Origin of the sequence: Thalassobacillus devorans, from assembly GCF_900176565.1 — a bacterium.
Classification (GTDB): domain Bacteria; phylum Bacillota; class Bacilli; order Bacillales; family Halobacillaceae; genus Thalassobacillus; species Thalassobacillus devorans_A.
This window is the reverse complement of the sequence record NZ_FXEH01000005.1, coordinates 1,202,790-1,217,486: the sequence shown is the minus strand read 5'-3', so window position 1 is coordinate 1,217,486 and position 14,697 is coordinate 1,202,790. Positions and strand designations below refer to the sequence as shown.

Annotated in this window: 13 protein-coding genes; 5 read left to right on the top strand and 8 right to left on the bottom strand. The window is 42.6% G+C overall.

Features of this window, described 5'->3' with window-relative positions:
- Positions 1 to 137 precede the first annotated feature (137 nt).
- Positions 138 to 1,082: a YaaC family protein gene (locus B9Y67_RS10515; RefSeq protein ID WP_085506640.1), complete on the top strand. Its 945-nt coding sequence runs from the start codon at positions 138 to 140 to the stop codon at positions 1,080 to 1,082.
- Positions 1,083 to 1,128: 46 nt separating this feature from the next.
- On the opposite strand, the gene B9Y67_RS10510 is transcribed toward B9Y67_RS10515, so the two are convergent.
- The 8 genes from B9Y67_RS10510 to dnaA form a co-directional block, all read right to left on the bottom strand.
- The gene (locus B9Y67_RS10510; RefSeq protein WP_085506639.1) at positions 1,129 to 2,220 is read right to left on the bottom strand and encodes an HD-GYP domain-containing protein; all 1,092 of its coding nucleotides are present in this window, start codon (positions 2,218 to 2,220) and stop codon (positions 1,129 to 1,131) included.
- Positions 2,221 to 2,315: 95 nt separating this feature from the next.
- Positions 2,316 to 4,847, bottom strand: a complete 2,532-nt coding sequence (gene gyrA, locus B9Y67_RS10505; protein ID WP_085506638.1) for a DNA gyrase subunit A — start codon at positions 4,845 to 4,847, stop codon at positions 2,316 to 2,318.
- A 152-nt stretch (positions 4,848 to 4,999) separates the two neighbouring features.
- A complete protein-coding gene (gene gyrB / locus B9Y67_RS10500) occupies positions 5,000 to 6,910 on the bottom strand; it encodes a DNA topoisomerase (ATP-hydrolyzing) subunit B (RefSeq protein ID WP_085506761.1) in 1,911 nt (636 codons plus the stop codon).
- Between the two features lie 100 nt (positions 6,911 to 7,010).
- On the bottom strand, positions 7,011 to 7,301 hold the full coding sequence (remB, locus tag B9Y67_RS10495; protein WP_085506637.1) for an extracellular matrix regulator RemB: 291 nt from the start codon (positions 7,299 to 7,301) through the stop codon (positions 7,011 to 7,013).
- A 9-nt stretch (positions 7,302 to 7,310) separates the two neighbouring features.
- Positions 7,311 to 8,429: a DNA replication/repair protein RecF gene (gene recF, locus B9Y67_RS10490; RefSeq protein WP_085506636.1), complete on the bottom strand. Its 1,119-nt coding sequence runs from the start codon at positions 8,427 to 8,429 to the stop codon at positions 7,311 to 7,313.
- 26 nt (positions 8,430 to 8,455) lie between these two features.
- Positions 8,456 to 8,677, bottom strand: a complete 222-nt coding sequence (yaaA, locus tag B9Y67_RS10485; RefSeq protein WP_085506635.1) for a S4 domain-containing protein YaaA — start codon at positions 8,675 to 8,677, stop codon at positions 8,456 to 8,458.
- 164 nt (positions 8,678 to 8,841) lie between these two features.
- Positions 8,842 to 9,984 carry a DNA polymerase III subunit beta gene (gene dnaN / locus B9Y67_RS10480; protein WP_085506634.1) on the bottom strand — a complete coding sequence of 381 codons (1,143 nt, stop codon included), beginning with the start codon at positions 9,982 to 9,984 and terminating at the stop codon, positions 8,842 to 8,844.
- A 174-nt stretch (positions 9,985 to 10,158) separates the two neighbouring features.
- Complete coding sequence (dnaA, locus tag B9Y67_RS10475; RefSeq protein ID WP_085506633.1) at positions 10,159 to 11,511, bottom strand: chromosomal replication initiator protein DnaA; 1,353 nt, start codon at positions 11,509 to 11,511, stop codon at positions 10,159 to 10,161.
- 832 nt (positions 11,512 to 12,343) lie between these two features.
- Between dnaA and rpmH the strand changes: the two genes are divergently transcribed.
- The 4 genes from rpmH to jag all read left to right on the top strand — a co-directional run bounded on the left by rpmH (position 12,344) and on the right by jag (position 14,472).
- On the top strand, positions 12,344 to 12,478 hold the full coding sequence (rpmH, locus tag B9Y67_RS10470) for a 50S ribosomal protein L34 (RefSeq protein ID WP_019377820.1): 135 nt from the start codon (positions 12,344 to 12,346) through the stop codon (positions 12,476 to 12,478).
- Positions 12,479 to 12,532: 54 nt separating this feature from the next.
- Positions 12,533 to 12,892, top strand: coding sequence for a ribonuclease P protein component (gene rnpA, locus B9Y67_RS10465; RefSeq protein WP_085506632.1), 360 nt, complete (start codon positions 12,533 to 12,535; stop codon positions 12,890 to 12,892).
- A gap of 78 nt (positions 12,893 to 12,970) precedes the next feature.
- Positions 12,971 to 13,735 (top strand): YidC family membrane integrase SpoIIIJ, encoded by a 765-nt coding sequence (gene spoIIIJ / locus B9Y67_RS10460; protein ID WP_085506631.1) that lies wholly within the window; start codon positions 12,971 to 12,973, stop codon positions 13,733 to 13,735.
- Entirely contained in the window at positions 13,732 to 14,472 is a 741-nt protein-coding gene (jag, locus tag B9Y67_RS10455) for an RNA-binding cell elongation regulator Jag/EloR (RefSeq protein ID WP_085506630.1), read from the top strand. Before spoIIIJ ends, jag begins: the two co-directional genes overlap by 4 nt.
- The last annotated feature ends 225 nt before the right edge of the window (positions 14,473 to 14,697 follow it).

Here is a 14,697-nt window from a genome sequence, read left to right as displayed (position 1 = left end):
TTTTCATTGAAAATAGTTTGGGTAAAAATGGGTTAAACTAGTGGTATAGTGGTGGTTTCGTAACTCTTATTGTTATTTACAATACGCCAACAAAACAGCTTTTTCAACAGTAAATTCATGGAGAGGAGGAATACAGTTTGCTTCAGAATAATCAGTCTTTTTTAACCTTTTTACAGTCAGTGCCGAATACCCGGAATTACCTGATGGATTGTTATGAGAAACAAGCGATTTCAGAAGCCAAATCAAAAGCCTATCGGAATAGCGAACGGTTTTGTTATTTTCTGGAACATGGCAGAAAGTTTATTATGACCGGTAAATCATCCCCTGTAACGGTTCAGCCTGTCCTGTATTTTTATGGTCTTGGTCATTTATTGAAAGCCTGCCTTCTTGTTAAGGACCCTGAATATCCCTCCTCGTCCAAAGTACTTGCTCATGGACTAAGTACAAGGAAAAGAAAAAAGCAGAACTATTCCTTCTCGCAGGATGAAGTGAAAATTCAGCCTCAAGGGTTATTTGCCTACGCCTGTGAACGTCTTTTTGACTCTTCCCCGTTTCGGAGTGACAAGGCAACTATGGAAGATTTGATGCAACTGCTTCCGGATATGCAGGAAATTTACCAGTGGAAGGGCAAAGAACCGCTATTCAAGGTTGCTGAGTTGAATGAAAAAAGCTTTGAGATCCCTTTATCCCGTATTTTTGATCATCAATTAACCGAGCGAAAGGTTAAACAGAGGTTTGCTAATTATCAGGTAACAAGATGGAAAAAAGATAACGATGTGCTGCAGATAGAGTTAAAGGAACCCTTTCAGCCTTATTTGTCTCATCCCTTCTATTTTTCCAGTACAAAGCAGGCTTTTTATACGCCATATGCCAGAGACACAGCTGATCACCTGCCTGAAATGATGATTCACTATATGTTGCTCTATAATCTCAGTATGATTTGTCGCTACGAAGTGGAATGGTGGATGGACTTGCATCACATCCGCGACACCAGTGATTATGCATTACTTACCCACTTCATTGCCCTTACCAGTGAGGAAACAGAAAAAATGGTCCAACAATGGTTAATAGCACAAAAATAACCCGGACTACTATATAGTCCGGGTTAAACTATGCCCCATGTCAGCCTTAAGTTAAGATTTCGCGGATATAGAGATCCTCCATTTCTGTTAGATTTATAATTTCTCCGCTGTCGAGCCTGACCATCGGCCTGGTTGGCCGGGACGCTTCGGTAAAGACAATTTCGCCTATTTGTCCGTCAGAAAGCTTCACTTTCGTTCCGGTGGTATAATTGGTCATGCTTTTGACAAACGCCTGAACAACAGTATGATCAAAGCGCCCAAACTGTTCTTTCATCATCAGTTCCATCACTAAAAAAGGTGATTGCTTGCTCTGATATAAACGGTCAGTGGTCATCGCATGATACATATCACTCACAGCGATAATTCTGGCAAACAAATGGGTTTTCTTTTTATGGGTACCGAGCGGATAACCGCTTCCATCCAACCTTTCATGGTGCTGCAGAACTCCTAATTTAGCAGCCTTACTTAAAGCGGAGATATTCTCAACCATTCGATAGGAATAAATCGGATGCTTTTTTATTTCCTGGTATTCTACCTGTGTTAATACCGTGTCCTTCATCTGAGTAGATTCATTAAGTTTAGCCATGCCAGCATCACTTAATAATCCTGCTAATCCTAATTGGAGCCATTCTCCCTGGTTCATCCCCATTCTCTCTCCTAAGAATGCAGCGATGAAAGCAGTCGATACTGCATGATGGTAGAAGTAATCCTGTTTCGAAGAATAGTGAGGAAGCAGGAGAATATCTTTTCTTGATTGATGTATTAGTTGCTTAAGTAATGGCACAAATAATTTTCGGATCGCTCCAATATCGAGAGACGCCCCTGCCTGCCATTCAGCAAACCAGCCCTTATATATTTGGACTGCTTGAAGGTACTGTTCCTTAAACGTTACCGGAAGCGAAGATTCATCGAGGGATGGATGGCCTTTTTCGGTTTCATCTAAAGGTTCCGGCTGGAATACTTCGCCTGAAAACAGTTTTGGAGCTACTTCCACTTCTTTGATGAGAAAGCGATCCAGCACCTGTTTATGTATAGCTTTGACCACGGTATTTTTAGAGATCAATGGTCGATTTGTTTTTCCGAAGACATCTTTTGTAATGATGCAGCCGTGGACTAATTGTGACGGATGAACCTGCACGCTCTGATACCTCCCTTCCATACTATGTATAAAAAAATAAAGCCGTCCTATATACATTATCGGACGGCTTTATCTACACTTTATGAAGTTAATCATTATTCTTCGTTGTCGGATGGGCTTTCTTCAGTTGGTTCTTCGTTTTCCAGCACTGTTTCTGCAGTTTCCTGCGCTTCCTCCTGTGCTTCTTCCTCTTCTTCCGGTTCAAGCACAGCCACGGTAGCAACTGATTCGTCTTCCTGCAGACGGATCAAGCGTACTCCCTGGGTATTACGGCCGGTTTCGGAAATTCCCTCCATCGGCATGCGGATCAATACTCCGGTTGCAGTAATAATCATGACATCTTCTTCGCCTGTGACCGCTTTGACGGCAACTACTTTGCCATTACGTTCTGTCAGGTTGCATGTCAAAATTCCTTTACCGCCCCGGTTAGTGATCCGGTAATCGTCAGCAGGCGTGCGTTTTCCGAAACCTTTGTCGGTGACGGTCAATACTTGCAGGTCATTTTCCAGGATTTCCATTGACACGACTTCATCACCATCGCGTAACGAAATACCTTTAACTCCCGCAGCTGTGCGTCCCATGGTACGCACCTGATCTTCTTCAAAGCGGATCAGCATGCCATCGCGTGTACCAATCATAATATCTTTCTTACCATTGGTAAGACGAACAGAAATCAATTCATCTTCTTCCCGGAGGTTAAGGGCAATCAGGCCGCCTTTACGGATGTTGGCGAATTGGGAAATGGATGTCCGTTTGGAAATCCCTTTACGTGTCGTAAAGAAGAAATACCAGTCATCGACAAATTCCTCAACTGCAATGACCGCATTAATCCATTCGTCCCGTTCGATTTCGAGCATATTGATGATCGGAATTCCTTTGGCGGTCCGGCCAAATTCAGGCACTTCATAGCCTTTTGCTTTATAGACCTTCCCTTTGTTCGAGAAGAACAGTAAGGTGTTATGGGTGGATGTGGACAGCAGATGTTCGACAAAATCATCTTCGTGTGTGCCCATACCCTGCACGCCTCGTCCGCCCCTGCGCTGGGTACGATACGTAGAAGCTGGGAGGCGTTTGATGTACCCCTGGTGAGTCAATGTCACGATGATCGTTTCTTCTGGAATCAAGTCTTCATCTTCAATGAAGTCGGTTCCGCCTATAACGATTTCTGTCCGGCGTGAATCATTGAAGCGTTCTTTCACTTCAGTCAATTCTTCGCGAATGATCTCCAATACCTTCTCCTCGTCGGCCAGGATCGCACGAAGCTCGGCTATCAACTTCACAAGCTCCTGGTATTCATCTTCGATTTTTTCGCGCTCTAAACCAGTCAAACGCTGGAGGCGCATATCCAGGATAGCCTGAGCCTGCTTCTCTGACAATTCAAACCGGGTCATCAGGCCTTCTCGGGCTATCTCTGTTGTCTTCGATTCACGAATCAACGTGATAACCTCATCAAGGTGGTCAAGGGCCACGCGTAAACCTTCCAAAATATGAGCCCGTGCTTCTGCTTTTCTTAGTTCATAGGCCGTACGGCGTCTGATGACCACTTTTTGATGCTCCAGATAATGTTCCAGAACTTGTTTCAAGTTCAATACTTTTGGATGACCATCAACTAAGGCCAGCATATTGATACCGAAAGAAGTCTGTAAAGCTGTTTGTTTATATAGATTATTAAGCATCACATTCGGATTGACATCTTTTCGCAGCTCGATGACAACACGCATGCCGTTTCGATCGGATTCGTCACGAAGATCGGTGATTCCTTCTACTTTCTTGTCTCTGGCAAGCTCGGCAATCTTTTCTACGAGACGGGCTTTGTTTACTTGATAAGGAAGTTCCGTCACAATCATACGGGATTTCCCGTTTGCCTGCTCTTCGATTTCCACGTTGGCGCGGATCGTAATGGATCCTTTCCCAGTTTCATAGGCTTTACGGATACCGCTTAGTCCTAGAATTTGGCCTCCAGTCGGGAAATCGGGACCATAAATGTAATTTTCCATCAGTTCCTGAACGGTGATATCCGGATCCTTACTTAAGGCAAGAACGCCATTAATGACTTCCCCAAGCTGATGAGGCGGGACATTGGTTGCCATACCGACTGCAATCCCAGAGGTTCCGTTTACCAGCAGGTTAGGGAAACGTGCGGGAAGGACGACTGGTTCTTTTTCAGCCCCATCATAGTTATCCGTATAATCAATGGTATCTTTATTGATATCTCTTAGAATTTCCATTGATATTTTTGACATACGGGCTTCCGTATAACGCATTGCAGCCGCCGCATCACCATCGACAGAACCAAAGTTCCCATGGCCGTCGACAAGCATATAGCGGTAGTTGAAATCCTGCGCCATCCGAACCATGGTATCGTAAACAGCCGAGTCACCGTGAGGGTGGTACTTACCGATAACCTCACCGACGATACGGGCGGATTTTTTATAAGCTTTATCGGAATGCATACCAAGGTCGTTCATCGCATATAATATTCTCCGATGGACAGGCTTCAGACCGTCCCGGACATCAGGCAATGCCCTGGCTACGATGACACTCATGGCATAGTCCAGGAATGAAGTCCGCATCTCCTGGCTGATATTAACTTCTTGGACACGTGGACGATTTGGTTGATCCACCATGAAATTACCTCCTATCACATATGAGGAAGGAAGACTACAGCAATTGCTGCAGCCTTCATTGCATTACTATCTATCAGATTTGTTATCTGACAAGGGAATGTTCCTTGTGAATGATTTATAGAAAATTAACGGGTTAAGTTACAGATCCAATTTTAAATATCAAGATTTTTAACATACTGGGCATTATCCTGGATAAAGTTACGACGGGGCTCTACTTTATCCCCCATCAGGATGTCAAAGGTTTCATCCGCTTCGATGGCATCCTCCATGTTAACTTGCTTCAACGTACGGGTTTCCGGGTCCATCGTTGTTTCCCAAAGCTGCTCCGGGTTCATTTCACCGAGTCCCTTATAGCGCTGATAGCCAGGCTTTGGTGAATTTGACAATTCCGCAAGCAATGCTTCGAGCTGCTTGTCCGAATACGTATAATGGACAGCCTTGCCCTGGGTAACCTTGTATAGCGGCGGCATCGCGATATACACATAACCGCTCTCAATCAATGGACGCATATAGCGATAGAAGAACGTCAACAACAGCGTACGGATATGAGCACCGTCGACATCGGCATCCGTCATGATGACGACTTTATGATAACGGGCTTTGGCAAGGTCGAATTCTTCCCCGATTCCTGTTCCAAGTGCCGTAATGATCGTTCTTATTTCATTATTGGAAAGGATTTTATCCAGACGTGCTTTTTCGACATTGATGATTTTTCCTCGTAATGGCAAAATCGCCTGGAAGTGACGGTCTCGCCCTTGTTTTGCTGAACCGCCGGCAGAGTCACCCTCCACAATATATAGTTCACTGATATTAGGATCACGGGAAGAACAGTCTGCCAGCTTACCTGGAAGGTTGGAAACTTCCAAAGCATTTTTACGGCGTGTCAGTTCTCTGGCTTTCTTAGCTGCCATACGGGCCCGTGAAGCCATCAGACCTTTTTCTACGATCACTTTAGCCATCGCCGGGTTCTCATAAAGGAACTTAGAAAAAGTTTCAGAGAATAAGTGATCGGTCACCGTACGAGCTTCACTGTTTCCAAGTTTCGTCTTTGTCTGGCCTTCAAACTGTGGATCGGGATGCTTGATGGAAACGATCGCCGTCAACCCTTCCCGCACATCTTCTCCAGTCAGGTTTGGATCATTCTCTTTGAACATATTGTTTTTGCGGGCATAATCATTGATGACACGCGTCAATCCCGTCTTAAACCCGGATTCGTGTGTCCCGCCCTCATAGGTATGAATGTTATTTGTAAAAGAGTAAATATTGCTGGCAAAGCCATCATTGTATTGAATTGCTATTTCCACTGCTATTTCGTCCTGCTCTGCTTCTGCATAGAACGGCTCATGAATGACTTCGCGCGTCCGGTTCATATGCTCAACATAAGAGACGATTCCGCCCTCATAATGAAACTCTTTTTCTTCTGGTTCTTCGACACGCTTGTCCTGGATAGAAATGGTCAATCCTTTATTCAGGTAGGCAAGCTCACGTATACGATAAGCGAGCGTATCATAATTGTACTCTTCCGTTTCTGAGAAGATTTCCGGATCCGGCTTGAAATGGATTCGTGTCCCTGTGATCTCTGTGTCGTCGATCACTTTCAAGTCTCCAACTGGAACTCCACGCTCAAACTTTTGGTAGTGAACCTTGCCTTCCCGATGGACAAACACTTCTAAGTAAGTGGAAAGGGCGTTGACGACAGAGGCGCCTACACCATGCAGCCCTCCGGATACTTTATATCCACCGCCCCCGAACTTACCACCCGCATGAAGGACCGTCATGATTACTTCTACGGCCGGACGTCCCGCTTTCTCGTGCATACCGACTGGAATTCCACGTCCATTGTCTGTAACCGTAATGCTGTTGTCTTCTTCGATGATGACCTGAATTTTATCACAATAACCGGCCATTGCTTCATCGATACTGTTATCGACGATTTCCCATACCAGGTGATGAAGTCCTTTTTCATTAGTTGAACCGATATACATCCCCGGACGTTTACGGACTGCTTCTAAACCTTCTAATACCTGTATCTGATTCTCATCATAAGATTCGCGATTTTTCATTGCTTCTTCACTCACGGTTTTTCACCTACATTCCCTCCAGAAGTTTTCGTTCCCATCCTGGAAAAATATTTCTCTAAATGCTGCGCCTTCAATCATCTTACTATACTTCTTCTTCGATGATTTCAGAGAAATCTTCTAATTTATTTAAAGTGGCCATCATATTGGCACGTTTTTTCAATGTCATAACAGACAAGGGGCTGAAATAGATCCGGTCCTCGGTTATAACGATCGCCTTGGCTTCCTGTGTCTGCATTTCTTCGACATTTTTTTCTTTCCTCTGGTTGTAAATCATTTCTTCAATGATGGATGAGGAAGAAATCAAGTTGTGATCAATGATTGCCACCACATCTTTCGAACGAATTACTTGATCGTCACCGATATGAATGAACAACGTTCCACCTCATTTCTGGATTTCGATTGTACCGTTTTTGACACGAAAAATTTCTGCCTCTTTCAAGACGTGATGCTCTATCCCATCGATACTGGTCGTCGATACAAATGTCTGGACCTTCCCTTGAATCGTATGGAGCAAATGGGACTGCCGCAAGTCGTCCAGTTCACTAAGGACATCATCGAGAAGCAAAATCGGATATTCTCCTACTTCACTATGAATCAGTTCGATTTCTGCCAGTTTCAAAGATAAAGCAGTCGTCCGCTGCTGTCCCTGAGAACCAAAGGTTTGTACGTCTTTTCCATTCACATGAAAAATAAGGTCATCACGATGAGGGCCGGCCAGCGTAGTCCCGCGGTCTATTTCCTTATCTTCAATTTTGGAAAACTTTTCTTGATATCTATCACTAATTGTTTCCAAATCCATAGCTTCTGATACTTCTACACTGGCATCATAAAGAACTTCCAGCTGTTCCAGCTGTCTGCTGATGCTTTCATGGATCGGACCAGCCCAGTTTCTAAGCAGTTTCAAAAATCTGAAACGCCGTTCGAGCAAGGTGCTTGCATGCTCAATCAACTGATCAGTCAGGACATACAGCATCGTTTTGTCTGTCTGGCGATGACGCTGCAAGTCTTTTAACAGGTGATTGCGCTGCTTTAACACCTTCTGATACTGACCTAAATGGTAAATGTAAGCAGGCTGGATCTGGCCTATTTCCATGTCAATAAACCTACGACGCACCTGAGGACTCCCTTTGACAAGGTTCAGGTCCTCAGGTGCAAACATAACGACATTCAACGCCCCGATATAGTCGCTGAGGCGTTTCTGTTCCAAATGATTCAGCTTTGCTTTTTTCCCTTTTTTCGAAAGGATGATTTCTAATGGAAATCGGCGGTTACGTTTATATATACTACCTTCTATTTTAGCATACTCTTCGTCCCATTGGATAAGTTCCTTATCTCTTGGCGTACGATGGGACTTGGTAAATGCTAGCAGGTAGATGGCTTCCATAAGATTCGTTTTACCCTGGGCATTCTCTCCGATAATGACGTTGACCTTATCGTCGAATTCCAGTTGGAGACGATCATAGTTACGGAATGATCTCAGCTTGATATCTTTAATATACATCTGAATTTCCTTTCAACCGGACCGCTTCAACTTTCACGTACGACTTCGAAGCTCCCCACTCCGGGAATTTCCACCACGTCACCTGCGTATAATTTTTTGCCGCGGCGATTTTCTAGTTCATTGTTGACATATACCTCATATTCCGAAAGAAAGACTTTGACCATCCCGCCAGATTCGACAATATCTGCCAATTTGAGAAATTGTCCCAGCTGGATATAATCAGTGGAAATTTCTATTTTATCGTCCATTATTCTCACCCTAACCAAGTAGTTTGCCTATCTTTCTATTTTACTAAAAAAAAGCAGTAAAGAAAAGGATGACCCTGCTTATAAAAACGTGCTGTCCTATTTCAATGTTATCCGCATCTAAAAAGAGCCGGACGTTGGTGGGACGTCGGCTCTTTTTAGATAAATTAATAAGTACGGACAGGCAGGATCAGCTGTAGTACTTGGTCGTTGTCGATAGCCCGGATCAGGAATGGGCGCATCGCACCAGTAAATTCCACTTTTACCTGGTCACTTCCGACTGCTTTCAAAGCATCCATCATATATTTAGCACTGAAAGAAATCTTCAATTCTTCTCCTTCAATTGATTCGGCAGCAACTTCTTCGACAACATTCCCCACTTCCGGTGAGTTACCGTTGATTTCGATTTGTTCTCCGCCTTTGGTAATTAGTCTTACGACATTGTTCCGATTTTCTCTTGCCAATAATGAAGCACGGTCAATCGACTGCAGCAATTCTTTGGCATCAATCGTCACTACGGTCTTACTTTCATCTGGAATCAGACGGGATGTCTCTGGATAATTTCCATCCAGCAAGCGGGATAAGAAATAAAGATGCTTCGTACGAAACAGGATTTGGTTATCTGTCACACTGATTTCAATCGTCTGATCAGAATCCGCCAGAATCTTATTCAACTCTGTCAAACTTTTCCCAGGAATAACGACATTGTTGAAGGAAATTTCCGTTTCCTGATTTTCGAGCGGAAGTTTTCTTGAAGCCAGCCGATGGCTGTCTGTAGCTGTAAAATGTAATATTCCATCTTCTATTTTGACATTGACACCAGTGAGTATGGGACGTGTTTCAGAAGTGGAGACAGCAAATACAGTCTGACGAATCAAATTTTTCAATAGATCGATCGGTAGTTCGAAGCTGTCCTCTGTATGCAGTTGCGGTAGCTGTGGATATTCTTCGGCATCCTGACCATTCAAGTGAAATTCAGCACTTCCAGACCGGATTGTTACATTTCGATGATCATCAGTTTCGATTTCCACTGTGTTTTGGGGAAGCTTTCTAACAATATCCGGAAAGTATTTGGCCTGTAATACGATGCTTCCTGGTTCAATTTGTTCTACATAGACAATTCCGTCTTCTTCAGCAGGAATAAATGATTCAATCGAAATATCAGAATCACTGCCAGTCAGCTTTACACCTTGTTCACTTGCTTCTAATTTCATTCCTGTAAGAATCGGGATCGTTGTCCGGGAAGAAATTGCCTTCATGACATTTTGAACGCTTTCCATCAATTGTTCGCGTTGGATGATGAATTTCATTAAAAAATCCTCCTAATGAGTCATTATATATATTTATTTTTAATAAAAAAATCGTAGCAGTAGTAATAGGCGCTGTGTATATGTGGATAACCCGGGTAAAACTTAAGGGCATTAAGTCTACCCACATGTGGATAGACTGTTGATGACCTTGAACAAGTTATACACATATTAACGTCAGTGAGTTTTCAGTCGTTCTTTCAATTCATCGAGTTCACGCTGCAAATTCTGATCTTCAGCCAGCATCTTTGAAATTTTTTCGTGCGCATGGATGACTGTGGTATGGTCTCTTCCCCCAAATTCCTCTCCAATCTTTGGTAAAGAAAAATCCGTAAGTTCGCGGGATAAGAACATAGCAATCTGACGAGGAAAAGCTACTTGTTTGGTACGTTTCTTTGCAGCAAAATCTTCTAAACGGACATTGTATTTTTCTCCTACCATTTCCTGAATAGCTTCAATGGTAATCACTTTCGGCTGGGAGCTCGGAATAATATCTTTCAATGCTTCTGCTGCCAATGAGGCATTGATATCGCGATTAATTAAGGAAGAATAAGCAACAACACGTATAAGAGCACCTTCAAGTTCGCGAATATTGGTATCAATTTGATTGGCGATATAAAGCATTACTTCATTCGGAATATCGAGCCCTTCTGCTTTAGCTTTTTTGCGGAGAATAGCGATCCGTGTTTCCAAATCCGGTGGAGTAATATCCGTAATCAGGCCCCATTCGAATCGGGACCGAAGTCTGTCTTCCAGAGTCGGGATCTCCTTTGGAGGACGGTCACTGCTAATGACAATCTGTTTACTCTCTTCATGTAAGGTATTGAATGTATGGAAAAATTCCTCCTGGGTTTGTTCTTTCCCTGCCAGGAATTGAATATCATCGATTAAAAGCACGTCGACACTTCGATATTTATTTCGAAAATTGACGGCTTTATTATCACGAATCGAATTAATGAATTCGTTGGTGAACTTTTCAGAAGATAGATAGACTACTTTTGCGTTTGGATTATGATCCAATACATAATGACCGATTGCGTGCATCAAGTGAGTCTTTCCGAGACCTACTCCTCCATAAATAAACAATGGGTTATAGGCTTTGGCCGGTGCTTCCGCCACTGCCAACGACGCCGCGTGTGCAAAACGATTGCCAGATCCGATTACAAAGGTATCGAACGTATATTTAGAATTGAGCATACTTTGCGGAGATTCTTCCCCGTTTTGTTTCACGTCCGGTATTTTTTTTGCAGCCAGTTTAACATCCTCTATCGACTGTTCTTTATTCTCAGGAATGATGAATCTCGTATTCAATTCCGCCCCGGTAACTTCAAAAACTGTTTCACTGATCAATTTGGAATATTGGTTCTCAAGCCAGTCGCGTGCAAATTCATTGGGAGCTACTATGGTTAAGGTGTTTTCCTGTAATGAATCTGCTTTTGTAGCCTTTAACCAGGTCTCAAAGCTTGGCTTGCTGATTTTCTCTTTCATTTTCTCTAAGGTGCTGTCCCAGAGTTCATGAATATTTTCCAAATCGTCTCACCCCTTTCCTCCAGTAACACATGAAATTTGAAAAACTCAGCTTTTCGTCAGATGCCCTATGAAAGCTCGCTTTTCTTATACATTTCCAATAACTAAGATGGACGTTCTAAAAAGTGCAAAAAACCTTCCGTTCTCTTTTTCGAACGAAAGAAAGAGCTCGAAAGGCAGTGGTGTATAATGTTTGTACAATCCTATTCAGGAAAATTATATTTAGTTGGTGTGGATGAAAAAAACAGTTCACACTCCAATTTCCGACAGCTTATTTTCATTTTCCACAAGTCTGTGAATAACTTTAAAAACAAGCATGTGTACAGCTATCCACAGTTTATCCACAGTCTGTGGAGAACATTTAATCCGGAGAACTTTTTCCCAAGGTTAAAACACAAATATGATACCAGATAAATCCTTGTGTTGCAACGGTTTTTGAATGTTTATCCACAATCACAACAGCTTGTAGACAGAAAATATCCACAACACTATATTTTGTGATTAGCTTGTCAATATTTGCTGTGGATAGTCAGAATGCGTCGAAAATTATATTAACATTGCTTGTGGATTAATTACAAAAGTAGATTGTATAGCATTTGAAATACCTTGTAAAATAGAGTTCGCGAGTTGTTATGATACAGCCTGTTATATAACGCCTGGACGCTGAATGCTGAGAATAGATTTTAGCAGCGGAGGAAGGTTCGATCCATTTAATCTCGGAAAGAAAATAAATATAGAGTTGACATTTTTGTTATGGTTTATTTATAATTGTTTAGACTGCCTTTTAGCATTTCGAAATTTTAATTTTTAATTTTCACCAGGAGGTGTCTATATAATGAAACGTACATTTCAACCAAATAACCGTAAGCGTAAAAAGGTACATGGTTTCCGCACGCGCATGAGCACGAAAAACGGACGTAAAGTTCTAGCTCGTCGTCGTCGTAAAGGAAGAAAAGTTCTATCTGCATAGGCCACTGAATGAAGTCAGTGGTCTTTTTTCTCGTTATTATGGAGGAATAAGCTCATGAAGAAAGAATACCGAATCAAAAAAAATGAAGAATTCCAGCAGGTTTTCAAAAATGGAAAATCGTTTGCCAATCGGCAATTGGTTCTCTATTACTTGAAAAAAGAAAAACAGGAACACTTCCGGATCGGCTTGTCTGTGAGCAAACGTATTGGCGTTGCGGTTGTCAGGAACCAGATCAAGCGATACTTAAGACAAGCTTTCCATGAGCTTGAAGATACGATTGATCCCAGATATGATTTGGTTATCATCGCCCGTAAACCGACGAAAGATATGGATTTTCACCAGGTGAAAAAGAGTCTTACCCATGTTTTGTCGAAATCGAGGTTATTATCGAAAGAAAAGAAGTCTAAGATATAATATAGAATTGTCTGATATGAAAATGCTAAAATGTTAAATAGAAAAGTAAATGAGTCAGGGAGTAAGGAGGAAGGGACGTTGCGTAAAAAGGTCTTGTGGCTGTTAGCCATGACTGGAATACTTACCATCCTCTCTGGGTGTACTGAGGTTAATCAGGACATCACTGCTGAGAGTGAAGGTTTCTGGAATGAATATGTAGTTTGGCCGCTATCACAATCGATTGAGTTTTTTGCCGATATTACTGGTGAGAGTTATGGTCTGTCGATCATCATCATCACCATTATTATCCGTCTGGTTTTGCTACCGCTTAACGTCAAGCAATTGAAGAGTTCAAAAGCGATGCAGGATATTCAGCCGGAATTACAGGAGCTGCGTGAGAAATACAGCTCAAAAGATGCACAGACACAACAAAAACTGCAGCAGGAAACAATGCAGCTGTTCCAAAAACATGGTGTTAATCCATTAGCCGGGTGTTTGCCGTTGATTGTCCAAATGCCGATTTTGATCGGTTTTTACCACGCAATCATGCGTACATCTGAGGTAGCGACCCATAGCTTTTTGTGGATGCAGCTTGGCGAACCAAGTTATATTTTGGCGCTCGTAACAGCGGGAACCACCTTCCTTCAGCAAAAGCTGATGATGGCTGGTTCAACTGCCATGCAAAATCCACAAATGACGATGATGCTTTACCTGATGCCGATCATGATTGGTACATTTGCATTCTTTTTCCCATCAGCACTGGCCCTGTACTGGGTAGTCGGTAACTTGTTTATGATCGCACAGACGCTTTTCATCCGTAAACCGATGATGAAAGAACAAGAAACGGGAGGAAAAACTAAGTGAAGCAAATAACTGCTACTGGACAAACTGTTGAGGAAGCGGTCCAATCAGCGTTAGAGCAGTTACAAACATCAAGGGACCTTGTCGAAGTCGAAATTATTGATGAAGGTAAGAAGGGATTTCTTGGTTTTGGCAGCAAACCGTCGATTGTAAAAGTATCGAAGGTGGAGGCAAAAGAAGAGACTCCTGAACCAGAAGTAAATATAGAACAAAAAGAACAGAAAACAGCACCAGAAATAAACATTAATGGACAAGCAGAACGAGAAACATCTGAACCTGAACTGCCTGCCCATGACCCGATTGAAGAAGCAGAACGATATATCAAAGCGATTGCTTCAGATATGGGTGCTCCCGTGGAAGTGAAAACTACCGTTAATGGCCGTGAAGTTCATTTTGAGCTGATTGGCGATAAGATTGCTTTATTGATCGGCAAGCGCGGTCAGACATTGAACGCGCTGCAGTACTTACTGCATTTGACGATCAATCGTTATATGGATCAGTACTATACAGCAGTACTTGATGCAGAAGGCTATCGGGATCGCCGGAAAGCTACGCTCGAAACACTAGCGAGCAGATTGTCCGAAAAAGCGTTGAACTCCAATCAGGATGTCAAGCTCGAACCGATGCCGTCTTATGAACGGAAAATCATCCATACGGCCCTGCAGAATAATAGAAAAGTTGAAACTTATTCTGCCGGGAATGAACCGAAGCGGTATGTCGTGATCCGACCTTCAAAATAAAGATAAAAGTTTTCCGTCAGCCTTGCTGGCGGATATTTTTTTGTTTTGGAAAAGCAGTCTGGTTTTCCATTGCGGTCAGTATAAGTAATAGAGGTGTTACCGAAACTATAGTTATGCACATGTGGATAATCGGATTAGTGTTTCTTTTCTTCTAGAGTTGTTGATATCTTTTCAAAACATAGGGAGATATGGTAATCTAATAAGTTAGTGACAATAGAAATTTTA